General features: G+C 59.6%; 21 protein-coding genes. 9 read left to right on the plus strand and 12 right to left on the minus strand.

Annotated features, from left to right (window positions below; translation table 11 throughout):
- Window position 1: 1 nt before the first annotated feature.
- The 4 genes from ACT4ML_RS02060 to ACT4ML_RS02075 are packed head-to-tail and all read left to right on the plus strand — an operon-like array spanning window position 2 to window position 5,492.
- The gene (locus tag ACT4ML_RS02060; RefSeq protein ID WP_444719363.1) at window positions 2-928 is read left to right on the plus strand and encodes a DUF7283 family protein; all 927 of its coding nucleotides are present in this window, start codon (window positions 2-4) and stop codon (window positions 926-928) included.
- On the plus strand, window positions 921-1,388 hold the full coding sequence (locus ACT4ML_RS02065) for a DUF7285 family protein (protein WP_444719364.1): 468 nt from the start codon (window positions 921-923) through the stop codon (window positions 1,386-1,388). The genes ACT4ML_RS02060 and ACT4ML_RS02065 overlap by 8 nt, the downstream gene beginning before the upstream one ends.
- Window positions 1,385-2,443 carry a DUF7284 family protein gene (locus tag ACT4ML_RS02070; protein ID WP_444719365.1) on the plus strand — a complete coding sequence of 353 codons (1,059 nt, stop codon included), beginning with the start codon at window positions 1,385-1,387 and terminating at the stop codon, window positions 2,441-2,443. The genes ACT4ML_RS02065 and ACT4ML_RS02070 overlap by 4 nt, the downstream gene beginning before the upstream one ends.
- Window positions 2,436-5,492 carry a DUF7286 family protein gene (locus ACT4ML_RS02075; protein ID WP_444719366.1) on the plus strand — a complete coding sequence of 1,019 codons (3,057 nt, stop codon included), beginning with the start codon at window positions 2,436-2,438 and terminating at the stop codon, window positions 5,490-5,492. The genes ACT4ML_RS02070 and ACT4ML_RS02075 overlap by 8 nt, the downstream gene beginning before the upstream one ends.
- Window positions 5,493-5,541: 49 nt before the next feature.
- Here ACT4ML_RS02075 and ACT4ML_RS02080 read toward each other — a convergent pair whose 3' ends face one another.
- The gene (locus ACT4ML_RS02080; RefSeq protein ID WP_444719367.1) at window positions 5,542-6,669 is read right to left on the minus strand and encodes an outer membrane protein assembly factor BamB family protein; all 1,128 of its coding nucleotides are present in this window, start codon (window positions 6,667-6,669) and stop codon (window positions 5,542-5,544) included.
- Window positions 6,670-6,925: 256 nt separating this feature from the next.
- Here ACT4ML_RS02080 and ACT4ML_RS02085 point away from each other — a divergent pair, with 256 nt between their 5' ends.
- Window positions 6,926-8,215, plus strand: a complete 1,290-nt coding sequence (locus ACT4ML_RS02085) for a DUF7125 family protein (protein ID WP_444719368.1) — start codon at window positions 6,926-6,928, stop codon at window positions 8,213-8,215.
- 37 nt (window positions 8,216-8,252) lie between these two features.
- Here ACT4ML_RS02085 and ACT4ML_RS02090 read toward each other — a convergent pair whose 3' ends face one another.
- From ACT4ML_RS02090 to ACT4ML_RS02135, 10 genes are all read right to left on the minus strand, one after another.
- On the minus strand, window positions 8,253-8,948 hold the full coding sequence (locus ACT4ML_RS02090; RefSeq protein WP_444719369.1) for a MinD/ParA family ATP-binding protein: 696 nt from the start codon (window positions 8,946-8,948) through the stop codon (window positions 8,253-8,255).
- Complete coding sequence (locus ACT4ML_RS02095) at window positions 8,945-9,319, minus strand: DUF7857 domain-containing protein (protein WP_444719370.1); 375 nt, start codon at window positions 9,317-9,319, stop codon at window positions 8,945-8,947. The genes ACT4ML_RS02090 and ACT4ML_RS02095 overlap by 4 nt, the downstream gene beginning before the upstream one ends.
- A gap of 74 nt (window positions 9,320-9,393) precedes the next feature.
- Entirely contained in the window at window positions 9,394-10,185 is a 792-nt protein-coding gene (locus tag ACT4ML_RS02100; RefSeq protein WP_444719371.1) for a protein sorting system archaetidylserine decarboxylase, read from the minus strand.
- Window positions 10,186-10,287: 102 nt separating this feature from the next.
- Entirely contained in the window at window positions 10,288-12,339 is a 2,052-nt protein-coding gene (locus ACT4ML_RS02105; RefSeq protein ID WP_444719372.1) for a PAS domain-containing sensor histidine kinase, read from the minus strand.
- A gap of 253 nt (window positions 12,340-12,592) precedes the next feature.
- Entirely contained in the window at window positions 12,593-15,433 is a 2,841-nt protein-coding gene (locus ACT4ML_RS02110; protein ID WP_444719373.1) for a DEAD/DEAH box helicase, read from the minus strand.
- A 136-nt stretch (window positions 15,434-15,569) separates the two neighbouring features.
- Window positions 15,570-16,250 carry a hypothetical protein gene (locus tag ACT4ML_RS02115; protein ID WP_444719374.1) on the minus strand — a complete coding sequence of 227 codons (681 nt, stop codon included), beginning with the start codon at window positions 16,248-16,250 and terminating at the stop codon, window positions 15,570-15,572.
- 86 nt (window positions 16,251-16,336) lie between these two features.
- A complete protein-coding gene (locus ACT4ML_RS02120) occupies window positions 16,337-17,569 on the minus strand; it encodes an ABC transporter permease (RefSeq protein ID WP_444719375.1) in 1,233 nt (410 codons plus the stop codon).
- Window positions 17,566-18,861, minus strand: coding sequence for an ABC transporter permease (locus tag ACT4ML_RS02125; RefSeq protein ID WP_444719376.1), 1,296 nt, complete (start codon window positions 18,859-18,861; stop codon window positions 17,566-17,568). The genes ACT4ML_RS02120 and ACT4ML_RS02125 overlap by 4 nt, the downstream gene beginning before the upstream one ends.
- A complete protein-coding gene (locus ACT4ML_RS02130) occupies window positions 18,851-19,612 on the minus strand; it encodes an ABC transporter ATP-binding protein (RefSeq protein ID WP_444719377.1) in 762 nt (253 codons plus the stop codon). Before ACT4ML_RS02130 ends, ACT4ML_RS02125 begins: the two co-directional genes overlap by 11 nt.
- 1,251 nt (window positions 19,613-20,863) lie before the next feature.
- Window positions 20,864-21,331, minus strand: coding sequence for an Lrp/AsnC family transcriptional regulator (locus ACT4ML_RS02135; RefSeq protein WP_444719378.1), 468 nt, complete (start codon window positions 21,329-21,331; stop codon window positions 20,864-20,866).
- 201 nt (window positions 21,332-21,532) lie between these two features.
- Here ACT4ML_RS02135 and ACT4ML_RS02140 point away from each other — a divergent pair, with 201 nt between their 5' ends.
- Together ACT4ML_RS02140 and ACT4ML_RS02145 are read left to right on the plus strand one after the other, a co-directional pair.
- A complete protein-coding gene (locus ACT4ML_RS02140) occupies window positions 21,533-21,772 on the plus strand; it encodes a hypothetical protein (RefSeq protein ID WP_444719379.1) in 240 nt (79 codons plus the stop codon).
- Window positions 21,772-22,242, plus strand: coding sequence for a hypothetical protein (locus ACT4ML_RS02145; RefSeq protein ID WP_444719380.1), 471 nt, complete (start codon window positions 21,772-21,774; stop codon window positions 22,240-22,242). Before ACT4ML_RS02140 ends, ACT4ML_RS02145 begins: the two co-directional genes overlap by 1 nt.
- A 17-nt stretch (window positions 22,243-22,259) precedes the next feature.
- Here ACT4ML_RS02145 and ACT4ML_RS02150 read toward each other — a convergent pair whose 3' ends face one another.
- Window positions 22,260-23,213 carry a hypothetical protein gene (locus tag ACT4ML_RS02150; RefSeq protein WP_444719381.1) on the minus strand — a complete coding sequence of 318 codons (954 nt, stop codon included), beginning with the start codon at window positions 23,211-23,213 and terminating at the stop codon, window positions 22,260-22,262.
- 146 nt (window positions 23,214-23,359) lie between these two features.
- Here ACT4ML_RS02150 and ACT4ML_RS02155 point away from each other — a divergent pair, with 146 nt between their 5' ends.
- Both ACT4ML_RS02155 and ACT4ML_RS02160 read left to right on the plus strand, forming a co-directional pair.
- Window positions 23,360-24,247, plus strand: a complete 888-nt coding sequence (locus ACT4ML_RS02155) for a GIY-YIG nuclease family protein (protein ID WP_444719382.1) — start codon at window positions 23,360-23,362, stop codon at window positions 24,245-24,247.
- A gap of 130 nt (window positions 24,248-24,377) precedes the next feature.
- On the plus strand, window positions 24,378-25,931 hold the full coding sequence (locus tag ACT4ML_RS02160) for a hypothetical protein (protein WP_444719383.1): 1,554 nt from the start codon (window positions 24,378-24,380) through the stop codon (window positions 25,929-25,931).
- The last annotated feature ends 22 nt before the right edge of the window (window positions 25,932-25,953 follow it).

Here is a 25,953-nt window from a genome sequence, read left to right on the forward strand (position 1 = left end):
CATGGATCTGGAAACCGCGGTCGACGGCTGGTACGTCTGGCTGGCCGTCTCCATCGTCAGCGTCGCCGTCGCCGGTATCGCAGTCGGGTTGCCGAACGGGCCACCGCCGGATGCCAATCGGGCGGCAAACGCCATCGAGGAAACCGCCGGCAGCACCGCCCAGGCGAGTTCGACCTACGACCACGACGCGACCGAGATCAAGTTCGAAGGCCGAACGGTCGCGATGCGAAACGAGCACGGCACCGCTCGAGCGAGTCTCACCTACGGACACGTCGTCCCCGTCATGGGCCACGAGCGCCTCGAGAACCTCTCCGAAGGGCGTGCCTTCGAGGACGAGTACGCGACGGAACTCGATCGAGCGGACACGAACGCGTTCGATGTCTTCCTCGAGGATGTCGACGACGCGTATGCGGACAACACCGGGGAGTGGCGGACTGCGGACGAGCGGCTCCGAACCCGGACCGTCAGCACCACGCTGGTACCGACCGTCAGCGTCGCCGTCGAATTCGATCACGACCCGGGAGAGCTGACGTCCGACGCTCGGTTCGCCTACGAGGCGAACACGGACGCGACCGTACAGATACTGGCGACCGGCGGGAAGGATCTCGGCCGGATCGAGAAATCCGTCGACGCGGACCCCTCGAGGGAGACCGACCGCCTCGGATCCGACGATCTCCGCGGTCACAATTCGTTGTATTTCCCGATCGACGTGCGGGTCCGGGTCGGCGGAGAGGACGTTTGCACTGAGACGATCAGCGCAGAACAGGGCGTTCAGGCGTCTGAGGGGCTCCGTGCGGACCACGCTACCGAGATGGTCCCGGTGTGTGATTCGGGCGGTGCAGCGATCGAGACTCCCGCGGAGACGCCGGGATACGTGAGACACAATGCCGCAACGGAAACGTTCGATGTCACACTTGTCGATGTCTAGCGGCCAGCGCGGGCAGACCGAACCGCTCGCCGCGCTCGTCGCCGTCTCGGCGCTCCTCGTCGGCGTGGGACTGTATGGGCTCTATATCACCGAGACGCTCCCCGGTGCCACCGATCGGACGACGGAGACGACGGCAGTCACCCGGATCAAGGACGACATCGAGACCGACGGCGTCGTTCCCGGCGGCGACCGCCCGCTCGGAGACGAGATCGAGACGGCATCGCTTCCGCACGGACGGAACGTCTACGTACAGGTCACGACCGTCGAGGACGGCCGCGAGACCGTCGTCGACGACGCGTTCTTCGGGACGGACGGCCGGCCGGATCGGGGCCCGATCGAGAGCGGGGAACTCGAGGATCCGCCGGCGGAAGCGGGCGTGGCCGAACGTCCGGTCGCCGTCGAAACGAGACCCGGTGCCGTCCGCGGCGGAACGCTGACTGTGGGGGTGTGGAACGGATGAGCAGCGACCGCGCCGTGAGTACGGTCGTCGACGTCACGATGGCGCTCTTGCTCATCAGCGCGAGCGTGTTGCTGGTCGGGCTCCACCTCTCCGAGTCCGACGACGAGTTCAACGACGACCGCGCCGACAGGACGGCCGAACTCCTCGGCGAGTCGACGCTCAGCGTTCGGTACAGTCTCGCCGACACCGCACCGATCGACGACCGCGCCGGCGAGTACCACCGGACCGAGTACGGCTCGGCCACCGGACTGCTCGCGGATGCGGCCGTCGCGAACGCTCGCATCGACGGGACCCGAATCCGACCCGCCGGCGACGAGTTCGAAACCGCCGTCGACGCGTCCGTCGAAAGCGCCCTCGTCGGCTCGAGCGGCGATTTCTACGCCGTCGCCGAGTGGGAGCCCTACGACAACGCCTCGATCAACGGCACCGCCACCGCCGGCGAACGACCCCCGCCGACCGCGGACGTCTCGAGCGTGACGCTGACCGCCTCGAGCGGGCTCCCGGCGGTCGATTCGGCCGAAATCGAACGCGCGTATCTGGACGGCAGTACCGACTGGAACGAGTATCTGGGCGATCGAACCGACCGCGTCGAAACGCCCCAGAACAAGTCCTTCGAGGCGGCTGGGATGGTAGTCGGGTCGGCGATCGTCGACGGCTACTTCCCGCCGGCCGACACCCAGCGAACCCTCGAGAGCCAAGGCGTCTCACACGAACTCGCGGTCTTTCGCTACGAGCGGATGGTCGCGCCCCTCGAGTACGAGTTTACCGGGACGACGAACCCCGATCATCACGGCCCGCTCAAGCGCAACGAGGCGGACGCCGTCGAAGCTAACGCACAGGTACTCCGCGGACTCGAGGACGCTGACGCGTTCGGTCGGGACGGACTGGGCCACTGGATCGGGGCAGACCTACAGACCGCTCTCGCTCCCGAGATCGCAGCGATCGAGGCGGAGTACGACGGCCAACGACGAGACGAGGAGATCGCGGCGCTGCTCGCCGACGAGATATCGACTGCCGACGTGACGATTACGATTCAAACGTGGACCCATGACTGACCGACCTCACACCGTTTCGATCGCAGACGATGACCGCGCCCGCATTCCGTTCGCCCTGATCGCCGTCCTGTTGCTGGTCAGCAGCATCATGATCGTCGGCGTGCTGGAGTCCAGAGACACACCGACCGTCGACACCGACAACGCACTCGCGATGGATCGCGCCGAGTCCGTCGCCGTCGGCGAACTGCGACAGGCGGTCCTCCGTGCCGCCGACGATGCCGCCAGCGCACCCGTCACCTCGACTGAGGGGGCGGATGCAGCCTTCAGCAATGTCGTCGACGAGGACGAAGCCGTGTTCGATCAGTATTTCAAACTTCTCATCTACCGCGAAGTCTCCGAATCATTTGCGACCGCCGAGCAACAGGTCGACCAAGACACCACCGCTCGAGCCTCGGTCGAGCGGATCGACTGGGACGATAGCGACGACCTCGAGGCAGCGATCGACCGCGTCTCGATCGACAGGCGCGAACCCGGCGTCCTCACCGTCGACGTCGACGGGATCGAACTGACCGTCACCGAAAGCGACGGCGAGACGGTGACCGAGCAGCGGTCGCTTTCGGTGACGGTCGGCACGCCGCTCTACCAGCTCAAAGACCGAACCGAGGAGTTCCAGAGCCAACTCAACAAAGGGTTCTTCGAAACCGACGGCTACGACGGCTTTGGCCGGTACTTCGCAGCACGAATGTACCCCTACACGTGGGGGAAAGCCTACTACGACCGACTCTCCAGCGGCGACCGTGCCTTCCACAACCTCACCCCGAACGAGCACACCGAAGTGATGGTCAACGACGCCGTCTTCGGCCTCCAAGAGAAGACCTTCGGCACGACCGACCCCTACAAGGACCGCGCCATGCTCCTCCCGACGCTCTGTATGGGGAGCGATCTCGCCTCGAGCGCGGGCGATGTCGAAACGGAGGACTTCCTTCCCGGTGGCGAGAACAACTCACTCGCCAACGAGAGCAACCTCTGTAACGCCGATCTGATCGACGCCGAGGGTGAGCTCCCGGACGCGCCGACCGTCCAAGATATCGTTTTGACGATGCTCGAGGACAATGTCGAGACCGATGTCGAGATTCAGGCCCATCCGTTCGCTGATGTCTCCTATATGCAGATGGCGGCAGGGATGGATATGAATCAAGTCGAATCGGAGTTCAATGAATCACTTATAAAGACTGGGAGATTCAATGACAAATATCTCAGTAATTATTTCTCAGATTCAGTAGAGAATCAGGGGACAGCTGGTGACATTGGTGGTTTAAGCGACAATGGAAACGGAGTTGTTGATAAGATAAACTCATTGTATACAGAGAATGCACCTAATGAGGATAAGATTAGCAATATAATATCTGAGATATATAACATAGAGGTGAAAACAAAAGAAAAGAGTTTATCCAAACAGGACAGTTTGCCAGAACCATCGCCGCCAGATGAATGGGCTCAAAACCCAGAAAACTGGACAGGGCCGGTTGATAAAACATACCACACTGATGGTTCATCTGAAGATGCTGATGTTACGATTCATATCACATCTAATCACAATAACACTCAATTTGATGATAGAAATCTTGCCGAAATAGAAATTATTTATGAGGCCTCAATTGGGGTCAGAACGAAGTGGGAACATGATAACGAAAATAGGTCTTCACACACAAATTGGAATTGGAAGAATGTAACGTACAGCGCAAGCTATGAGATTACTGGCGATTTTGTCTCAGACACGATTTCAGCGGAACGAGATAATCGTGGTATCCAAACACTAGTTGAACAGGATTCTTGGAACGAACAATATTCTATTGTCGGAAATTTCGAGGGTGTTGAAGCGAAATCAGTTAAAGAAACATTTGGTCTCAGTTCGATGACTATTCAGTCACAAGAGAGTGAAATAGAAAGTAGAATCGAAAGTTCAAGCAATGAAATAATAACCAAACAAGACTTCAAAAGGTCAATTCCTTATTCTGCCAATCCAGATGTTGAGATGAATCCACGAAATAAAGATGAAATCTATGAATGGGTTCTTGGTGAACTTAATCAGACACACTATGAGGTCGTAACACAGGTTGAACCTCACCAGACGAACCTGTGGGATATGGTTGAAAAACCAAGTCCACTTAGTGAAATGAGGAAGAATGTGAGCGATCTAGAGAGAGAATTAGTGTACCAAAATTCAACAGGGCCTTATAATAATACAGCAGATATCCTTCGAACTGAAGTCCGAAAACAGTACTTTGAGGGTACCTACGATAATATTGACCAGATTAGTGATTGGCATGATGAGACACTGGGAAAAAGCAGCGCTATAGTCAATAATCTTCTTGGCGGACTTCTTGATTCCAGTAATGATCTTCTTGGAGAACCGATGGATTTTATTGATAAAATGACAGATCCAAAAACCCGTCCAGAAGATGCGAAAGAATCACTTAATGAATCACCATTGATGGCGGATCTGAATTATCAGGTTGAGGCGGCACCAACGTACCTATCGTTGGATACTGTTAATCGAACAGAGGTTCCAGCAGTACGTCCAGAAGATAGCGATGTGCTTGAAGTCAATAAGACTAGTACAAAACATGCTCCTATGGGTGCAGGTTACTTCGATGGGATCGGACATCCAGGCTTTCCCCTTATGCCGTGGCCCTCACTCTTCTATCTGCAACTTGATTCATATTATCTTGAAGTACAAGGGGAATATGCCCGATTTAAGGTCCGCACAAATAGTGGGAATCCAACAAGTTCTGGCGAGATGACCTATACTTCACAGGAAACAAAAATCACGATGGACACACCATCCTGGGCTGAACAGGAAGAACTTGCAGTTGGTTCTGTCGAACCAATCTCATTTAATAGCAGTCTTGTAGTTCCGATCGTAGTTCCAAGTCCGCAACTACTGGCGAAAGGAACACCGGGGGTTGGCGATACCTGGAAATATAGAGACACAGATTCTCCGCGAGAAGATTGCTCACCTACTTGGGAAAATATTGGGGCTAGCTTTCAAAAGAAGGAAAACACTCCGTGTATATCTGATGAAAAGGCGGGAACTCTTCCAGTTTAAACCAATATAGTAGTTAGGAGATTAAATTATACTGTCGATCATATAAAAATCACATCCCTTCTAATTCATGGATCTTACCATCTCTTGTCGAAACATACACACTACCACCAGAGATAACTGGTGTGGTACTCAATGAGTCTTCCACTCCATTCCCGATATTCTTTATCTCCCATTCGGTAGATCCATCCTTCGAATTAAATGCAAAAATATCTCGATAACTAGTGATATAGACTATGTCATTAGCAACTACTGGTTTTGAGCGGACACTGTACTGGAGTTCCTTTGGATCCCATATATGTTTCTGAGAATCGGTATCAATAGCAAAGAATTGTTGTCTACCAGAATCTGATCCCCCGAAATAAACAGTTCCATCCGCGATTGATGGACTACACTCTACTTTTGCATTAATTTCTATTGACCACTCTTCCTCGCCATCCTCAGTACTAATCGCATAGAGACACTGATCCTCACCACCGATGTAAACTGTTTCATCAGCAACTGCTGGGTCACTTTCGCCCATCGGTTTCTCCTCTGGATTTTCAAATGTCCATTTGACTTCGCCATTTTCAACATCTATAGCATAAAGAATGTGTCCGCCTGCGAAGTAAACCGTCCCATCATCATATGCTGGAATGTCGGTATATGGCCGACCTCCTTCATAATCGCGCAGATCATGGAGTATTGTCTCAGTACCGGTTTCAGGATGGAAACGATACAAGATCATATTTTCCGCACCGACGATTGAACTATCAGCGACTACCGGTTCAACAGTGCTAATTCCGACATCATTTCTCCAGGATAGTTCTGTTCCACCTCGATCAACTGCAGCGATTCCATTGTCGGTTCCAACATACACTCTCTCGTCATCCACGACCGGATAGTATCCCTGTAAACCAGTTACTTGTTTTTTCCATTTTCGTTCCCCAGTTGAGATGTCAACTGCGGACAGATAGTCATCGGTAGCAGTATAGAGCGTCTCGCCAATGATTGCTGGGCTATTACTGACGGCTTCTTCAGCCTCGTAGAACGTTTTTCTTTCCACATCGTCTCCAGTCGGCCCAGTCGCAGTCGGATGATACCCCGTATTCTGCGGATCGACTCCGTACATCGGCCACTCGCTGGCAGGCAGTTCATCAGCAGTCCCGTTCCCAGTAGTATTGCTCTTATCCGTATTCATACACCCCGCGAGCCCCGAAATCCCAGCAGTCGCACCGAGACAACTCGCCAACCAACCGCGACGAGTTCGAATCGATCGATCATCCATAATATACGTCACTTCTCTCCTTCAATCAAATAAAACTCTCGCTATCTCAGATTTCAATGAGAGTGATATATCTCGAGAAAGCCACCGACGAACGACCATCGACAGACGGGGCGAAGACCACGACTATGCCCGAACCGAGGTTCAAAAGGGATGCCGAGCCACTGTCGGTATGATCGCTATCGCGGGTGCGAAAGGCGGCTGTGGAAAGACGGTGACGACGATCGGGCTCGCCGAAGCGTTCGGCCGGCGCGGGACGGCGGCGATCGCCGTCGACGCCGACCGGCAACTGCCGAACGTCCACGTCGCGGGTGGCGTCGATCGGGAACCGACGCTCGAGGCGCTCGAGCCGGGCACGAACGTCGATTCGGTCGCACAGTCGAGTCCGAGGGTCTCGAACGTCGGACTGCTCTCGGCTCCGGAGCCGTCGACGGAGGTCGACTTCGGGACGGCCTTCGAACTGCTCGAGGCCGACGGCGTCCGAACGTTCGTGGACTGTCCGTCGGGGGCGGGTCCCGATGTCGTCGAACCGCTCTCGGCGGCCGACGGCGTGATCGTCGTGACGACCGACGGCGAGCGCAGTTGCAGTGCCGCCGAGACGACGATCGAGATGGCGCGTCGACTCGAGGTCCCGGTGCTCGGAACGGTACTGAATCGATGTGACAGCGTTCCGGAGGCGGTCGAATCGTGGACCGACGTTCCGGTGTTGGGACGAGTTCCCGACGAATCGTCGCCCCTGACGAACGAGGCGACCCGCGTGGCATACGACGAACTCGCACAGACGCTCGAGCGGAGGGCGTCACCGGACCGAACGCCGGTAGAATACGACGGCGACCTGTTACCGACGGGAATCGACGAACTCGATCGGCGCTTGGGCGGGGGGCTGGCTCCGGGCTCGCTGGTCGCGGTGGTCGCGGATCCGGCCAGCCAGTCGGAGCAGCTCCTCTACGAGGCGACCGCCGTCCGCGGGACGCTCTATCTCTCGACCGAACGGTCGGCCGCGAACGTCGAGCGAGCGCTCGAGGCCGCGGCGACGACGACCGGAAACCCGACGGTTCGCCGCCTCGACGGCGGTGACGAGCCTGGGGCGGCGATGGACCTGATCGAGAAACTCCCCGCCGCGTCGACGCTCGTCGTCGACCCCGTAAACGCACTGGAGAGCGGCGATCGGGACGCCTACGTCACCTTTCTCGACGACCTCAAAGAGCAGTTGGTCGCGACCGAGAGTATCGGCCTGTTACACTGCCTCGACGAGCCGGGAGACGCTGCCCATCGGAGCGCGACGACGCACGCGGTCGATGCGGTCTTCGAGATGGAGGCGGTCGCGACCGAGGCCGGATCGACCCTTGAGCACCGCCTCTCGATCCCGAAGTTCAGGGCCGGTGGGCGGTCGATAGAGCCGATCGAACTCGAGTTCGGTGACTCCTCGAGCCCGGTCGAATCAGTCGGAGACGACTCCTGAGTAGCTGGGAGCGGAGCGGCCGACCGAGCGAGACCGGTTAGACGACGCCGATTCGATCGGACAGCCGCTTCTCACAGCGTTCGATCCGTCGAGCGACCGTCCGGATCGCGTCGACTGCGCCACAGTTCGGATAGATGTCGCGGACGGCGCGCCACCGGCGCTGTGCGTCGGCGACCGCCGACCGCTCTTCGATTCCGATCGCCGGCGCGCCGAACGTCCGCTCGACGCGGTCGGCGAGCCGGTCGACGGCGGCGTCAGCCCTGTTGAGTACAACTGCTGCGACCGGCGTCTCGAGATCGATCGCGAGTCGCCTCGTGCGGAGCGCGTCGGCCAGCGCCGGCTCGGTCGGCGTCGTTACGAGGACCGTCATCTGGGCGCTCTCGATCTGGTGGCCTACGTCGCGTGCCAGCCCGGCCGGACAGTCCACGACGACGCGACCGCACTCGCGTTCGATCCGCTCGAGGACACGTGGAAGCGTCGTCACGTCCGCCGCTCGGGCACCGGCGAGCGTTCGCCCGGCCGGGAGAAATCGGACGGCTTGGTGCCGGTCGATCGCCTCGAGCGGGTCGGCCCGACCGGCCAGCACGTCGTGGAGGTCCGGCCCGTGACCGCGCGGGAGGTCCGCAGTCGTCAGATCGCCGTCGACGACGACCGCGTCGAGTTCGCGGCCGAGGTTGAGCGAGACCGTCGATTTGCCGACGCCGCCTTTCCCGCCGCTGACGGCGACGATCATCGCACCCGTTCGAGGCTGTCGAGAGGCGGTCGCCAGTCGGCCATCGACGCGAACACGTCGGTCGGTTCCGGGGCCCGATCGTTCGAGGCACGGCGGGTCTCGGTCACCGCGAGCGGCGGGTCGGCTATCGCTGCCGGTTCCATCGGGCTCGCGAAACCGAACCCGCGACAGCGGTTCGGTTCGACGAGTCCCTCCCAACCGCCGTCGCTCCACTCGGGGGCCGACTGTCGCTCGCCGTTCGGGGTCCAAAGCGGACCGTCGACGCGATTTTCGATACGGACGATCTGGGGCGTCGTCAGCGCGTTCGTGACGATCGCCGAGACCAGCGTCACTCCCTCGGTTCGGTCCGTCTCCCACTCGAGTTCGATCACGGCCGGCTTGGCCGCCCGATCCGATAAAAAGGTGATCGCTGTTGGGGCGACTGTAGCGGTGCCACGGGGGTCCGCTACTCGGCTCGGTCGCCGTCGCCGCCGGCGTCGGTTCCGAGGTCGAACTCGCCGGCGACCGACCCGCCGGCGGACTCGAGGACGACCGTCTCCCCGGCGGTCATCGACTCGCCGATATCGACGGCGACGTCCTCGAGGTCGACCGCGGGCGGGAAGAGCAGGTCGACGCGGCTCCCGAAGGCGATGTGGCCGATGCGGTCGCCGCGCTCAAGGTCGTCGCCGCGCTCGGCGTAGGGGTGAATGCGGCGGGCGAACGCGCCGGCGATCAGCGTGACTTCGGCGTCGTGGGCGGGTTCGTCGGGGTGGGAATTCGGGGGGCCGTCACCGGCCGTCTCCTCGCCGTCGGCGACCGGGTCCCCGCCGTCGTCCGCGATCGTCGCCGCGTCGTCGCCGTCGGACGGCAGGGTCGGAGCGTCGGTCTCGAGGCGGACGTGGACGCGTTCGTTCCGGTCGGATTCCTTCGAGAAGGCGGGTCGGTTCGCGCCGGAGACGTGTTCGACGTCGGTAACGCGGCCCGCGAAGGGGGCGCGGACGACGTGGACGTGCCAGACGTTCATGAAGATCCCCAGCCGGACCTGATCGCCCTCCTCGCGGAGGACGGAGACGTTCCCGTCGGCCGGCGAGACGACGCCCGTCGGCGGCGGGGTGCGGTCGGGGTCGCGGAAGAACGCGAGGGTGCCGGCACCGGCCGCGAACGCGACGATCCCCGCCGTGACACTGATGAAAAGGGCGAACGGGGCAGCGAGCAGTGGAAGGACGGCGTACTTCCAGGCCCCCGGCGCGAAGTTCATAGGAGCGGTAACGTGATCGAATCGTATGGCCGTTACGGATGGAGCGGTCGTCAACGGCGTCGATGAGACCACCGACCGAACGACCGGAAACCGGCGACCGGGCTACTGTGGGGCCTCGACCGGGATCGTAAAGGAAAACGTCGACCCCTCACCGGGTTCGGAATCGACCCAGATGCGACCGCCGTGGCGCTCGACGATGCGGCGACAGAGCGCGAGCCCGATGCCGGTGCCGTCGTACTCCTCGCGACTGTGCAGGCGTTGGAAGACCCGGAAGACCCGGTCCTGATCGTCGGGGTCGATCCCGATCCCCTCGTCGCGGACCGAAATCTCCCAGTTCCTGCCGTTGTGCTCGGCGCTGAGGTGTACTCGCGGCGGCTCGTCGCCGCTGTACTCGATCGCGTTCGACAGCAGGTTCTGGAACAACTGGCGGAGCTGTCGCGAGTCGCCCGTAACCTCCGGAAGCGCCTCGGCCGTTATTTCGGCGTCCTGCCGGTCGATCATCACCTGCAGGTCCGTCAGCACGTCCTCGAGGACGGCGTCGAGATCGACGGGTTCGAACGGGTCGCCCTGCGAATCGATCCGGGAGTACTCGAGGAGGCCGTCGATCATCTCGCGCATGCGGTCCGCGCCGTCGACGGCGTACTCGATGAACTCCCGGCCGTCCGCGTCGAGTTCGTCGGCGTAGCGGCCCTCGATGAGTTGGAGGTAACTCGAGACCATCCGCAGCGGTTCTTGGAGGTCGTGGGAGGCGGCGTAGGCGAACTGCTCTAAGCGCTCGTTCGAGGCCTCGAGGTCCGAAACGGTCTCGTTGAGCTGTCGCTCGTACCGCTGGCGCTCGATCGCGGTCGCGAGGATCGTCGCGACGCTCTCGAGGAAGTCGACGTCGTGATCGGCGAACTCCCGTCGGCGGGTGTCGTAGACGTCGAGGACGCCCCACGGATCGGTCGCCGGGCCGACGGTGACGGTGATCCCGCTCCGAACGTCGGGGTCGTCCACCACGGACGGGCCGTCGAACCGGTTCTCGGTCTCGAAGTCTTCGATCACGACGGGGGCGTCGTCCGCCATCGCGGCCGCACCGATGGAGTCCGTCACGGACGCGGTCGTCCCGTCGGCGGCGTCGAAGCCGGTGTTGGCTCGGAGCCGAAGCGCCTCCCCGTCGGGGCCGGCCACCTCGTGTTCGAAGATGGCCGCGTACTCCGCGTCGAGCGCCGCCGCGACCAGTTCGGTCGCCTTCTCGAGCAGTTCGTCGGTATCGGCGCTCTCGAGTGCGTTGCGACCGAGATACGAGACCGACTCGAGCTGGACGACTTTCTCAGTCAGGGTTCGCTCGGCCTCCTTGCGCGGGGAGATGTCCCGGAAGAGGCCGACGAAGTAGCGGTCGCCCTCGTACGTGAAGTCGTTGAGCGAAACCCCGAGGGGAACCTCGTGGCCGTCGGTGTGCTGGCCCGGTAACTCGACGTAGGTCCAGTTGATGTGTCGCTCGCCGGTGTCGAGATACCGCTGGAGTGCCGAGAGGTGGGTCTGGCGCAGCCGCTCCGGGATGATCTTGACCTTACTCGAGCCGACGAGTTCGTCGGGATCGTAGCCGAGGATGCGCTCGACGGCGGGATTGGCGTACTGAATGTCGCTGTTCGTGTCGAGGACGATGATGCCGTCGGGGAGCGCGTCGGCGAGCGCCTCGAAGGTGCGGCCGTACGTGAGATCGGACTGGGACTTCACCGTCGAATCGGCCGCCGACGTGCGGCGGCGAACGATCCCCGTGATCGACGGCTGCTGGCCGGCGTCTCCCTCCCCGTCCCCGTCTTGCGGTTGCCGCTCGAGGTGGACGGTACAGGGAACGACATCCGTCTTCGTTCGGATCGGGATCGGCGTCGAGGTCGGTGTCGAGCCCGCCTGCTCGAGATCGGACCCGAGCGACTCGAGGGTCGTTTCGTCGTCGAAAAGCGTCTCGAAGGATCGCTCGCGGAGTTCGGCCCGCGTGTAGCCGGTCAACCGCGTGAACGCGTCGTTGACGGCGGCGATCGTCCCCGCCGGCATCACTCGGAAGCAGGCGATGTCCGCCGCCTCGAGCAGCCCTTCCATCCGGTCGGCTATCGGACCGGCGGTGGCCCCCTCCTCGGATACGGACGGGTCATTTGACGGGCCAGGTTCCATTGGCAGCCCTTTGGCCGTACCGTAGATAAGGGCTGTGGAACGTGTGATGTGTAGGTCTTGATTATAGTAGCCACAGAAAGTCAATACGCTCCTGATCGCCGGACGACGTTGCGATCAGTGTGTAAATCGTTTCAGTGGCTACTATACATACCCGATCGTCGCGAGATTCGGCGGCGAGGGGCCGGTCGAGAGACTCGAGTCGAGCGATCCTCGAGCGGAAGACGGGACCGCGCACATCTCCTCGCGTCGCCCGTCAGTCCCAGAACGCCTGCGTCCGGGCGTACTCGCGCTCCTTCGAGAGAATGTCCCGATAGAACTCGGACTCGTCCTCGCGAAGCTTGTTGATGATCTGGGCGGCGTTGTGCGGGCCGACCCCGCGGGCGGCCATCGCGATCACCGCCTGCTTGCCGTGGCTCTGGACGAGGCTCGCGGCCCGGAACGCGCGTTCGGTCATCTCCCGTTGCTCGTCGTCTTTCTCCTGGGAGCGGACCGCTTGGACGGCCTCGTCGGCCCACGGGTTCAGCGATGCGACTCGAGTCGAGCCACACTCGGGACACTCGGGCTGGTCGGGCACCCGCTTGACTTTCGTCTTCACCTTCCACTCCTTGCAGTGGGTACACAGCAGAATGACGCGGTCGTTCTGAATCCGCTCGCGGACCGTCTTGATGACGCTCGCGTCGGCGTTTTCCGGCGCGAGCAGTTCCTTGCCGCCCGAGGAGCGCCCGCCCTGTCCGATCGGCGTCCGACCGCGGTGGGTCACCAACTCGAGGTCGCCCGACTGAATCCCCTCGAGCACCGCACTCGCGCGCTCGATGTCGAGGTCCTCGTGGAACACCTCGCGAATCGCCTCCTCGTACATCGGCGTGTCCTCGAGCGCCGAGAGCAGGCGATCGTTCGAGAGCCGGCCCGACCCGCTGCCCTGCCAGCGCTTGAGCGCGCCGAACTTCGCCGAGACCTGCGCGAGCCGAAAGGCGAGCGCGTCCGACCGCTTGAGCCCGAGTTCGACGATCGCCTCGACGTGATCGGGATCGGTCGTCTCGAGCACCTCGATCACCTCGCTGGTCGCGATCGAGTTCGGTACCTCGAGTTCGATCCGGTAGGGATCGGTCTCGAGGCCGACCGAGGAGCCGGCGCGCTGGCCCAGCAGCGCGGAACAGATCCGCCCGAGCGTCTCGTTGGCCGTGTGGCCGAAGGGTGCGTTGAGCACGATCGTCCGCCCCTGTCGCTCGAGGACCAGCCGATCCGCCGTCGGCATCGGCGACTCGCTCTCGACCTGCTGCTCGAGCTGGGTACAGGCCTCGGTCAGGGTGTACTCGTCGGCGGGATAGCGGTGGGCGAGTTCGCGCCCGACGGCGGCTGCGTCGGCTCCCGCTTCGAACTGCGGCTCCGCGACGGCGCGAATCTCGCCGACCTCGCCGGCGACCGCGGCCGGAACGGGGATCTCCTGGCCGATCCACGACGGCACCTCGCCGGCGGGGTCCTCGATGGGGCTCACTTTGACCCGCGCTTCCTCGTCGTCGATCTCGGCGATCCGCCACATCTCGCCGCGCTGGATGAACACCTCGCCCGGCTGGGCGAAGTTCACGACGAACCGCTCGTCTAAGGTCCCGATCTGGCCGCCCGAAGCGATGTCGTGGACCTCGTAGGTCTCCTCGTCGGGGATCATCGAGAGGTTGGCGTAGACGTACTGCCACGTGCCGCCGGTGGTCTCGATGCGGTCCTCGCCCTCGTCGAACCAGAGGATGCGGTTGCGGTCCAGTTCCGAGATAACCTCCCGAATCGTCGCCTCGGGGACGTTTCGGAACGGATACGCCCGCGTGATCGTCTCGACGGCCTCGTCGACGTAGGTGTCGCCGCGGCTCTGGACGATCGCCGGCAACTGGTTCGCGACCACGTCCAGACTGCCCTCGTGGATCGCGGCCGGCTCGACTTCGCCGTCGCGGGCCCGGCGGGCGATCGACAGCGCCTCGAAGGTGTCGTCGGGCCGCGTCGTGACGACCGTCCCGCTCGAGACCTCGTCCTGTCGGTGGCCCGCGCGGCCGATCCGCTGGAGCAGGCGGGTAACCTGCCGGGGGCTCTTGTACTGGATCACGTGGTCGACTTGCCCCACGTCGATCCCGAGTTCCATCGACGAGGTACAGAGCAACCCGTCGAGTTCGCCGGCCTTGAACCGGTCCTCGACGTCGATCCGCGCTTCCTTCGAGAGCGAGCCGTGGTGGACGCCGATCGGCAGGTCGAGTTCCTTGAACCGCGAGCCGAGCGCCTCGGCCGTCTGGCGCGTATTCACGAAAATCAGCGTCGACTCGTTTTCCGCGACCAGATCCCGAATGACGCGGACGTGGCTGGCCGTGTCGGCTTCGGTCATGAGTTCGCCGGCCAGTCGCTCGTCCTCGTCGGTGATCTCCGGCTCGCGGACCGTCACGTCGACGTTGCTTCCCACGTCGATCTCCCGAATCTCGCAGGGCCGGCCGCCCGTGAGGAACTGGCCGACCTCCCCCGGGTCGCCGACGGTCGCCGAGAGCCCGATCCGCTGGAACCGCCCCGCGAGATCGCGGAGTCGCTCGAGGCCGATCGCCAACTGCGCGCCCCGCTTCGAGGCCGCGAGTTCGTGGACCTCGTCGATCACGACGTGGGAGACGTCTTCGAGGGCCTCGCGCAGGCGCTCGCCGGTGAGCATCGCTTGGACGGTCTCCGGTGTCGTGATCAGCACGTCCGGGGGATCCTCGGCCTGTTTCCCCCGCTGGTACTGGGTCGTGTCGCCGTGCCGAACGTCGACCTCGAGATCAAGGTAGTCGCCCCACCACTCGAGGCGCTCGCGCATGTCGCGGTTGAGCGCCCGCAGCGGGGTGATGTAGAGCGCGCCGAACCCCTCCGGCTCACCCTCGCCCGCGACGAGGTGATCGAAGACGGGCAACATCGCCGTCTCGGTCTTGCCACTGCCGGTGGGCGCGATCACGAGCGTGTTCTCGCCGGCCGACAGCGGCGGAATCGCCAGTCGCTGCGGTGCCGTCGGCTGTGAGAATCCGCGTTCGGAGAGCGCCCCCCGAACCGTCGGTCCGAGGCGCGTAAAGGCCGCGACGTCCCCGTCAGTCATCGAAACGCGCTAGGGGCGAACGCCGGATAAGGCCCACGTTTCCGGTGAACGCGACCCGGATCGACGACCAACTCGAGCCAGTGCCGACGGCCGCCGAGAGAACGCCGGCGGCTGTCGGATCGGTCTCGGAGACGACTCACTCCTCGGATTCGTCGCTCTCGCCGTCGGACTCGCCGTCGAGATCCGCGTCGGCGAGTTCCTCCGCAACGTCTTCGTCGACCGCCATCTCTCCCGGCTCGGCCGGTTCGTCCTGCACGTCGGGTTCGGCGCGTTCGGCGATCTCCTCGTCCGAGCGTTCGTCGGTGTAGTCCGCGTTCGTCTCGGTTTCCTCGAGCGCGTCGGCACTTGCCTCGTCCGCTCCGGAGTCACCGATCTCGTCGTCACCGCTTTCGTCCAGCCCGGTCACGTCGGCGTCCTCGCTCTCGCCCTCGCTCGCGTCGGCGGACCCGTCGACATCGAGGTCGGTCTCCGACTCCTCGCTTCTGGGGCCGTCGATGGAGATTTCGGTGATATCGTCGGGGACGGTGGCGGCGGTCCGGTTCCGGATCGTCTCGATCCGATCCCCGGGGACCGCATCCGCTGCTCGGCGTTGGATCTCGTCGGGAACGGCCTCCTCGACGCCGGCCTGAACCTCGTCGACGGACTGGACGGGAACGTCGTCGCGCCCGCCCAGGACTCGCAATACGGCGTACGTGAACCCCAAGAGGCCGGCCGCAGTGAGCAGGTGTTTGGCGAGCCGTCTCGAGGAAGATGCGTCGGCCGGCGGGTCGGCAGCGGCCGAGGTCGCTCGGTCGCGGTCGGGTGTTCGAAGTTGCATCACGAGTCGTTCGCACTCGGCCGGCAAGTGGGTTCGGCGTGCGCAAGCCGGCAGCGCTCGCGGGCCGCGGCGTCGGGTGCTCGCGATCAGATCTCGAGGTGTTCGATGCGGGCGTAGCGGCCGGCCCGCCAGCCGGCGACGATCGCGACGACCGTGCCGACGACGAGCGCGAGCGCGAACCCGCCGAGATAGACCGCGGGCGGGGTCCGGAGGAGTCCCTCGAAGCCGAGTACCGACGCCGCGAATCGGTTCACTCCGATCACGGCCAGCGGCGTCGTGGCGAGCCCGACGAGACCGCCGAGCAGCCCGATGACGAGGCCCTGCGTTCCGATCGTGCCCGCGAGAACCCGCCGGGAGAGCCCGACGGCCCGGAGCGCCGCGAGTTGCTCGCGCTGTTGGTGGGCCACGAGCGCGAACAGGTTCGCCGTCAGGACGACGCCGCCGACGACGGCGAGGCCGACCAGCGTCGCGCCGCTCGCGAGGACGATCGTGCGCTCCTCGACCATCGATTGGACCTGTTCGTCGCTGGTCCGGACATCGTACTCAGGGTACTCCTCGTCGAGGTCGTTCGCGACGGTCGTTCGATCGGCGTCATCGGTCACGTCGGCCGTGATGAACGTCGCCCGGTCGGTTCCCGACGTACCGGCGACCGCCTGCAGATCGCCCAGCGGGACCGTCACCCCCGGCGAGCCCAGATACTGCGAGTAGTAGCCGGAGGTCCCGACGACGGTGAACTCGGCTGCGTCCGCCGTCTGTCTGCTGGTTCCGACGTAAATCGTCTCGCCGACCGAGACGTTCAGCGAGTCGGCGACGCGCGGATCGATCACGATTTCGCCCACCTCCGGCTCTTCGGGCGGCGGACTGGCGGCCGTCTCCTCGTCGACCTCGAACCCGCGTCCTTCCCGGAAGTTGAACCCGTCGTGGGTCTCCTGGACGCCGACCGCTGGCCTGCGTTCGAGGTCCGACGCGTTCGTTCCGAGATAGACGTCGTACATCGCGATCGGCGAGGCGCTCTGAACGTCGTCACGCGCGGTGATCTCGGCCGACTTGGCGTGTGCCCCCACGATCGGGTTCTCGGTGCCGCTCGCGGACGGATCGACCGGATCGCTCGAGATCCAGATGTCCCGGTCGGCGTTGTCCAGCCCCTGTTCGCCCTTATCGACGACCCCGACGCCGAGGCTCGCGAGCACCGTCACCGAGAGCACGGCCAGCGTGACCGCGAGCACGGTGAGGGCGGTTCGACCGGGCGACCGGCGGAGCTGTGCGAACGCGAGTCCGACGACGGCGCGCAGGCGAACCACCGCCCCGCTCAGCGTCATCGGCCCACCTCCTCGAGGACGGACGTTCGCGCGGCCACGGCAAGCGGGTACGGAACGGCGACCAGTCCCGACAGGAGGGCGACGCCGATCGCGTAGGGCACCAGTAGCGGGTGGAACTGGGCGACTGCTCCGGGCGCGACCGTCGCGCCGGCGACGGCGTTGACGCCGACGATTCCGGCCATCCCGAGTCCGATCCCCGCGATCGATCCGACCACCGTCGTGATCCCCGTCGACACCGCGACGACGGCGAGCCGGCTGTGCGTCGGGAACCCGACCGACTCGAGGACGGCGAGGGTGCGACGGTCCTCGTTGACGGTCATCCCCATGGTGGTCGCGACGAACGACGCACAGATCGTCACGCCGACCAGCAACGCGATGACGCTCGTCGCGAACGCCAGCCCGTCGTCGAACAGCGCCGACGGATCGGTGCCGCCGGCCACCTCGACCGCGGCGGCCGGATACGCGTCGGACGCCGCCGACTGCGCCGCCTCGGTCTCGCCCCAGACCAGCAGTCGATCCGCGAGCTGGCCGTCGTCGCTCCCCGAATACGACTGGAGTTCGCTCAGATGAACCACGCCGACGGGCGCGTCGCTGCCGCGGGCACCCTCGTCCGCGATGGCGGTCACCGTCACCGTGACCGAGGGTGTGGCGGTATCGACTCGGTCCGTTCCGCCCGTTCCACCGATCGAAACGGGGATGTCGTCCCCCGCGTTGACGCCGAGTTGCTCCGCGGCGGTCGACGAAAGAACGATCTCGCGCTCCTGTGGTCCCTCGTACGAACCGTTCGCGTAATGGGGATCGCCCGCCTCGAGTTCGCCGGCCGGCAGACCCGCGACGGTTCGTGACTCCTCGTCCGGGACGACGCCGACGAGGCGGACGGTTCGCGGCTCGCCGTCGGACGCCTCGAGCTGTGCCGTTTCGACGAGTACCGGCGATGCGTGTTCGACGCCGTCCTGGGCTCGGATCGTCGCGGCCCGTTCGTTGGTCGCGCCGAGCCGCGGGTCCTCGACCCCGTTGACGGACGACAGCGTTCCGCTCTCCTCGGGGATGACTCGGACATCGGCGTCATCGCCGTTGGCTACGCCGCCGTCGGCGAGCGCCAGCGCGACGCCGGTGACGACCACCAAGAGCGCGATCGTCAGCGCGACGGCGGCGATCGTCGACGCGATTCGTCCCCTCGTCGTTCGCGTCGCCCGCCGCCACCACCTGCCGAGGGTCAGACCGACGATACCGGACCAGCGCGTCCGCCGCCGCGAGTCGACCGCCTCGGGCAATACGTCGTCATCGGACATCGTCCACCCGTCCGTCACACAGCGTGACGACCCGATCGGCGACATCGAGCGTGGCCTCGTCGTGGGAGGCGACCAACACCGCCCGCTCGCGGCCGACATCGGTCAGCAGTTCGAGGACGTCCGCCCCGGTCGCCGTGTCGAGTTCGCCCGTCGGCTCGTCGGCGACGATCACGTCCGGGTCCGTCGACAGTGCCCGCGCGATCGCGACGCGCTGTCGTTCCCCGCCGCTGAGTTCGCCCGGCAGGTGCGTGGCGCGGTCGCCCAGCCCAACCTCCTCGAGCAGCGCCGTCGCGCGCGCTCGCCGGTCGGCTCGCGGCACTCCGGACTGGACGAGCGGCAGGGCGACGTTCGCCCGGGCGGACAGCGACGGCAGGAGGTGGAATCGCTGGAAGACGATCCCGATATGGTGTCGCCGGACCCGGGTCCGCTCGGCGTCGGACAGCGCCGCGAGATCAGTGTCGCGCAGTTCGACGCTGCCGCTCGTCGGAACTAACAGCCCCGCGACCGCGTGTAACACCGTCGACTTCCCGCTCCCGCTCGGTCCCTCGAGGCCGACGATCATCCCTTCTGGCACGTCGAAGGAGACGTCGCGGAGCGCGGTCACCGTCCGCTCGTCACCCGAGCGGAACCGCCCGCCGGTCGACCCGTACTCGTGGGTGACGCCCTCGAGGCGAACGGCCGCCGTCGATTCGCGTTCGTCCGTCCGATCCCTCGCCGACGATCGCGAACCGTGTACTGATTGGTTTGACATTCCCAACGGTCTCACTCGCAGTGACCGCCCACCGACTCATTGTTTCGACCCGGCTACCCCTGTCAAACGACCGCTACACGTCGTTTCTCGAGCGAAACGGTCCCGAATGGAAGGCGGATGCGGCGGGAAACGCGACTGTCTCGGTCGTTGGGTAGGATTCGGGTGCTCGAGGCGAGTTGGACGTGGTAGGGGGCCCATTGTGCGCTGTCCCGTCAGTGAAATCGGCACGTACAGGTTAGAATCCGATCACGTCGGGTGATTCTCTCATATGTCTCTGACTTTCTCTGTCCAGAATGTAAACGCGACCGCCACTGGATATCGTCGGCCGCCTCGAACAATTGTGGTCCGTCATGTGGCCTGAGCCAGCCCGTCATGTCGTCGCGGTTCTCGTGTCAGTGCAGATTTCTGGCGTCTGGGTTACCTGCATTCCGGATAAGAGTCGCCGAGAATCTAGTTTTTCGTGGGACTCGAGGGGGATATCGGGGCGACTCTGTTTGACTCTATCAATCTTCTCGGACACCGCGCTCGCGGTAACTACGTCTGCCAACATTTTGCTCTGCGCTCTCTCGCTTCCGCTCGGTCGCTCGGCAAAATGTTGATTAAAAGCACAGCGTCACCCCCTCAGCCGCGCCGTTGGCGCGGCTTCGAGGGATTCCTTGGCCCGCTCGCTCACACCGTTCGCTCGCGGCTGCTGGCGGTAACGTCTCCGCCTGTACTTACCGCTGGTTCACGATCTCCTGTCCGACTCTGGTGCAATTCTCGGACACAAGACTCACTGTGCGAACTGAATGCTATTAGCGCCTTCTCACGGATTCCGCCTCTACAAGGCGAATCAGAGAGCGCTATTCAATAGCAGCAAGAAACTCGTCGAGCGTATCTGTAAGCTCATCCTCCTCACCTACCTCTTCATCCTGATCCGTTGTGTATCGAACGATAATAGTGCCAGTATCGTTTGTATTCCGCGCTCTATCAACTTGCTGAACACCTTTCCAAATTCCAGTGACCGTCACGCGACCGTACGTCGCATGATTGTATTGTCCCCCGCTCTCAACAATCACGTTCTCCTCTGAACTACGAATTTTTCTGTATTACTCATATGTCACCTAGTAGGCGTCCGCAAGTTGAATTCAACTCCAGTATTTCTCGAATGGTGTAAAAGATTGCGGATAGTATTAGAAATGTCGACACACTATGCCCGGTTCTTGAAAATTTCGAGGCTTGGATTATTAATACACCATCCTGAGACCGTGATTACTCATCAGGTGGGTTGAACGGGCTAAAGGAGTTGCTGAAATCGTTTCTAATTAACTTCTCAATATGAATATCTGCTCCCAACGAATCAATCTTGTGCGCGATCCGGGTGATATCTTCTGCATCTGTGCCCAACGCCTCAAGATAGATGTTCTCTTGTCCGGTCATGAATTCCCGAACTTCAATCACACCCGGGATCGCGAGAATGTCTCTTGCTAGATCTTCGCGCTTACTGATAGGGGAAGTACACGTAAAGGCGAAATGGAGATCGAGGCCAGCTTCCTTGTAATCGATATCGACGCTGTATCCTTTGATAATGCCGTTCTCCTCGAGATTTTTCATTCGGTTCCTGACGGTGTTGCCCGACACTCCTATCTCGTTAGCGATGTCTGTGACGTTGTTGCGAGCGTTTTCTTGGAGCTGATGAAGAATACTCCTATCAACATCATCGAGCGGTGAATCGGCCATATCCAGTTTTTATTGCGGCGCGTTGAAGAGGATTATACCGAAAATGGATGATAGTCTCTCTACTGGACTGAATAATGGGTATTCCATCTGTACTTACCGCTGGGTCACGATCACCTGTCCGATTCTACTGCAGTTCTCGGACAGAGTTGAGACTGATTACAGTCATAAATCCTTATGTGATGTAGCGAGCGATGGAAACACATGGCAACTATTAGTGAGCCAATCGACATAAACAGACTCTCGCTGAGTAAGGTAGAACACGTTGGCTATTCCGACCCCAGTAATTATCTCTACGTTCGGCTATCTGGCGATGACTACTACTTTGTCACCAACAATGGAGAGAAAGTGAAAAAAGGGAAAGTACCCTTTGAGAAGTCTTTGGACTCCTCAGAGGCGAATGATAAGTTAGACCAACTAATTTCGGATGCAGATGATGATTGATGCTAGTTGACGCCATAGCAGAGATTGCTCAGTACTGGGAAGCCATCACAGCTGCCTCAGCGTTGTTTATCTCGGCACTTTCACTGTTGAGAGATAGGAAGTCTCGGCAGATGGATATGCTGCACGATGTTTTTCGTAATATCGGCGATTTAAATTCGCAAATTGCAAACTATAATCCCAACGACCGGGACGACGATCAAGTGAAGCAGGATTTGACGATATTGAAGCAAGAGAAATTCAAAGAGTACGACTACCTGTGCTTCCTTATTAACCGGAAAAAGACCGTAGAGCGAGATGTTTACGAGCTTGGCGGCGAGGATATGATGGAGTTCTTCAAGAAGTATGGCGATGAGATGGACGAGAATCAATACTCAGACATAGGCGAGGTCGTTGAACGATGGGAGACTCATCCCCCAACATCTACATGGAACCGGCTGGTACTGTGGTGGCAGAAAACTAAACCGGACTAATGAGTTCTGGGATACTTTTATTGCGCTTTCTGATTGGAGACGGGCCGGATCGATTCATCATCTAATTTCTGCAAGTGAGATCTCTGCTCGTTCAACTCTTCTAATAAGTCGAGTGCGTCCATACACTGACGGAGTGCTTCATCTCTCCCGACTTGTTCATAATCGGAATGAGCTACGTTATTCCGATATTTGATTAGAATAGCAATCTGATGATACTGGCGATCAGAAAGTACTTTCCCATGCTTTTTGGGCATATCTATTCGATTGAGCGCCTTGTTCCGGAAGTGAAATCTCGCATCTTCCCAATCAATTTCGTCATTATATGCACGGATAGATTTCACCTTTCGATCTCTTCCCAGCTGTAGTAAGCACTTTTCAACTGCTCGGCCCAATACCAGTAACGCTGTTGAATAATAGCCTAAGCAATAAAGATCAGCAGCTTCTCGAATAGTACTCTTGTATTCTTTAGGCGTATCTTTCATATGGAATTCAACATCCATGAACTCAAAGAATTCTGTTAAGCGACCCAAGATACCTTGAGAGAAAGCCTCAGAGGTATTCTCACATATTCTTCGAGCTTCGCCGCAGAGTTGCCTTCGTTCATCAGGATCAGACTCTGCGTTTTGGTAACGCATTTCTTCAATTCGCCAATATCCATGCGCAATATCTTCTTGGAACGAACCAAACCAACTTTCATGCGCTAAATGAGGAAAATTCCAAGCAATTGCTTCGACATTTCTCATCAGCCTTAATATCGCGCGACGGGAGTCCCGGATCAGTTCCTTTGATGGTTCTTTCTCTTCTGACTCAGATTGTTCAACAAAACACTCGAGGGTTTCTATATGATCTCTTATTTCGTCATAGCTTTCCTTCAGTTTGAAAATGCGATAAATGACGTTCGAGTTATGATGGTGCCATTCATCCTCGATATGGCGAAAAGCAATATTTTCACGTAGATCCTCCTGTGTCATAGGAACTGTCAACCACTATAATGGCATATAACCTTCGTCTTCTCAAACATCCACCTTGGCATATCACGGTAAGTTCATTGGCTGGAGAAGTATCACATCAGGATACGGATTCCAACTATGGATTTAATGATAGGTGAGTGGCTTACATGGTGCAACTAGCAGACATGAACGAGCGGGAGTTGTATGCAGACGACTGGATGGGTATTGACTGGAGCGAATGGCTATCACTCAATCCGGTAGACGGTGATCTGACCGCGATTTCGACGGATCCAGGACTCTACCGCGTTCGCCACCGTCACCATGATGGCCTCGAATACATTGGTCAAACTGGTCGGAGTACACGAGGACGGGTGAGCGCACTGGCACGGAACGTCTACTCCGAAGAGATGCCGTTCCGCGATCCGCACACAGCTGCACCGTGCCTCTGGGCAGTTCGTGATCGAGACGGGCCGGCGTTCGAAGTGTCGACCGCGACGCCGTCGTTCGCCACCCACGATCAAGACCGGAAGGGCCTTGAGGAAGCACTCATCGCGGTCGCCCGTCGTGAAATGGGTGAGAGCCCGACCGCGAACTTCGGCCGGATCATTCCCGGCTACTCACAGTCGGGATACCGAAGTGATGGATACGTCGGTGGTCCGCTCGAAGACGGAGAAACCGAACCGAATACTGAACCTGGCCGTGGGCCAGTCCCTTGGAGGAACGTCGACGACGTGACTGCACCTGACTGGATGGGCCTCGAGTGGAGTGAGCCCTATCGGCTTGGGGATCGACTCGAGCCGGATCTACCCGACGCAGGTGTCTATCGGATTTGGTACGAAGGTGATGCGCCACCACTGGCGTATATCGGCGAGACGAAAGCGTTCACACGGCGACTCCGAGAACATGAGAATACGTTCGGCAGTGAGGCGCTCTTCTCAGTAGCCATTCCAGACGGAATGGATGCAAGACACAAGCGGACCGAGGTTGAGACTGACCTGATTGGTACGCACTATCTTGTAACACAGCGATCACCAAAAGCGCAGTTCGGAAACTAATAGTACAGATTAGACCTCATTACTACCTGCGGATTTTGTCTAACTCTACCGGAGTTCTTGGACAGAGAAATACACTCTAGATTAGTTCCTGAACCTATAAGATACTCGGCAGGAGACGCAAATACATAGAATGGACAAGAGCGGAGATCTACAACCAGGCGATCAAATTGATACTCTTTTAGATCACCAAACACAACGATTAGAGGACATTGCCAACAATGCTGTCGACATCATAAAAATAAATCTATTGATTCTTGGTGCGTTTGCGCCATTTATCGGTACAATATTTGGAAATGATATATCACCTGAAGTTATATTTGAATCACGGTTTCTACGATATGCAACTCTTTCGTGGGTGATGTCCAGTATACTCTCCACTATTGTTTATCGGATTGCTAGAGGAAAATCGACTTCTCAATTCGATTTGCTTGAACAAGCAATTGTGAAAGAATGGCGAGACCCTGATCTCCGAGATGAGATGCTAGATAATAGTGAAACATATGAAAAGAATGTAAACCGTTATACTATTTTAATGGCTATGAGCGTCGGGCTATCGTTAGCTACAGTACTATTTTTTGCATTAACTATAGCAGATACAATATCTGATCTATCTAGCACTTCGAAAAGGAACGCAGTTCTCGTGGTTATTGGGTTCGGACTAATAACGGGCTTTGGAATTGAGATTATCCGTCTTCTCGGAAGAGGACGGTTTTGGCTTAGCTCAAAAATAGACGTTGATATTGATATAAATAATCTGAATTTATTAGGAAGGGAGAAGGATGGAACAGAGATTACGGAGGTTGTGGAATTCTTCGTGGAGGAAGAGAATATTTCACCCATTCGAGCAAGGCTTCTAAATTCAATCCATGACCTATTTGGATATAGTCCATGGACATTTGCTGAGCTATCATCAGACCTTCAGGACGAATATCCAGATATTGGTTTAACTAAAGAAATGATTGATCGACTTGTTGATGAGGGATACATCCAGAAAATCGAATCCAGAGGGCCAAGGACATATCTTGTTCATGAGAGAAGAGAGAAGGTGGTAAATGACGAAGATATTGATAAAGTCGTCGGCGAGGAATTAGGCAGGGTAATTGGTCATATGAGAGAAGACGTGGAAGTCAGAAACCATATATCAAAATATCTTGGTGTTGAGCCAAGCGATGCAAAGGAAGAATTGGTTTCTGGAACTACTTCAGAGCGCATTGATAAGCTGAATAGTGTTATTGATTCGATTAGAAGAGAGTATCCACAGAAGGAACCGCCTGGAAAAGAATATGGGAAGGTTCAATTTAGGAACTCAACCGAAAGATACCAACTAACGCTAAAAGCGTCACGGCCCTTTGCATTAGTCCTGATTCAACAAGCGAAAGACGCACTTGGTGAAAAAGCACATATTCAGGCAACTGTCTTAGGATATAATGGGTTAGAAGAGTTCGTCAGGGCTCTAGTCCGTCACGAGACGCCCAATAAAGATCTTGATGTCCGGAGCCTTGGTCATTTGCTACAAACCGAAGAAACTCAAGAAATAATTAGTGAGAATGATCTAGAGCTTATTATCCGGTTCAGAGAGATCCGAAATAAAGCAGTACATGAGGATGCGCGTCAAATTGACACGAGCGAAGTTCAGGAACTCCTGTCTATAATAGAAAATATAATATCGAAATACTCTAATTAACTGTCTGGTATTATTCCATCTT

The sequence above is a fragment of the Natrinema sp. LN54 genome (genome assembly GCF_052439245.1).
Classification (GTDB): Archaea; Halobacteriota; Halobacteria; order Halobacteriales; family Natrialbaceae; genus Natrinema; species Natrinema versiforme_A.

Bases quoted from the DNA above. Each gene is read 5' to 3' on its own strand.
- ACT4ML_RS02160 (WP_444719383.1), top strand. From the start codon at position 24,378: ATGGACAAGAGCGGAGATCTACAACCAGGCGATCAAATTGATACTCTT.
- ACT4ML_RS02115 (WP_444719374.1), bottom strand. From the start codon at position 16,250: ATGCAACTTCGAACACCCGACCGCGACCGAGCGACCTCGGCCGCTGCC.
- ACT4ML_RS02140 (WP_444719379.1), top strand. From the start codon at position 21,533: ATGGCAACTATTAGTGAGCCAATCGACATAAACAGACTCTCGCTGAGT.
- ACT4ML_RS02155 (WP_444719382.1), top strand. From the start codon at position 23,360: ATGGTGCAACTAGCAGACATGAACGAGCGGGAGTTGTATGCAGACGAC.
- ACT4ML_RS02145 (WP_444719380.1), top strand. From the start codon at position 21,772: ATGCTAGTTGACGCCATAGCAGAGATTGCTCAGTACTGGGAAGCCATC.
- ACT4ML_RS02105 (WP_444719372.1), bottom strand. From the start codon at position 12,339: ATGGAACCTGGCCCGTCAAATGACCCGTCCGTATCCGAGGAGGGGGCC.
- ACT4ML_RS02100 (WP_444719371.1), bottom strand. From the start codon at position 10,185: ATGAACTTCGCGCCGGGGGCCTGGAAGTACGCCGTCCTTCCACTGCTC.
- ACT4ML_RS02135 (WP_444719378.1), bottom strand. From the start codon at position 21,331: ATGGCCGATTCACCGCTCGATGATGTTGATAGGAGTATTCTTCATCAG.
- ACT4ML_RS02075 (WP_444719366.1), top strand. From the start codon at position 2,436: ATGACTGACCGACCTCACACCGTTTCGATCGCAGACGATGACCGCGCC.
- ACT4ML_RS02065 (WP_444719364.1), top strand. From the start codon at position 921: ATGTCTAGCGGCCAGCGCGGGCAGACCGAACCGCTCGCCGCGCTCGTC.
- ACT4ML_RS02085 (WP_444719368.1), top strand. From the start codon at position 6,926: ATGATCGCTATCGCGGGTGCGAAAGGCGGCTGTGGAAAGACGGTGACG.
- ACT4ML_RS02110 (WP_444719373.1), bottom strand. From the start codon at position 15,433: ATGACTGACGGGGACGTCGCGGCCTTTACGCGCCTCGGACCGACGGTT.
- ACT4ML_RS02125 (WP_444719376.1), bottom strand. From the start codon at position 18,861: ATGTCCGATGACGACGTATTGCCCGAGGCGGTCGACTCGCGGCGGCGG.
- ACT4ML_RS02060 (WP_444719363.1), top strand. From the start codon at position 2: ATGGATCTGGAAACCGCGGTCGACGGCTGGTACGTCTGGCTGGCCGTC.
- ACT4ML_RS02090 (WP_444719369.1), bottom strand. From the start codon at position 8,948: ATGATCGTCGCCGTCAGCGGCGGGAAAGGCGGCGTCGGCAAATCGACG.
- ACT4ML_RS02150 (WP_444719381.1), bottom strand. From the start codon at position 23,213: ATGACACAGGAGGATCTACGTGAAAATATTGCTTTTCGCCATATCGAG.
- ACT4ML_RS02130 (WP_444719377.1), bottom strand. From the start codon at position 19,612: ATGTCAAACCAATCAGTACACGGTTCGCGATCGTCGGCGAGGGATCGG.
- ACT4ML_RS02080 (WP_444719367.1), bottom strand. From the start codon at position 6,669: ATGAATACGGATAAGAGCAATACTACTGGGAACGGGACTGCTGATGAA.
- ACT4ML_RS02070 (WP_444719365.1), top strand. From the start codon at position 1,385: ATGAGCAGCGACCGCGCCGTGAGTACGGTCGTCGACGTCACGATGGCG.
- ACT4ML_RS02120 (WP_444719375.1), bottom strand. From the start codon at position 17,569: ATGACGCTGAGCGGGGCGGTGGTTCGCCTGCGCGCCGTCGTCGGACTC.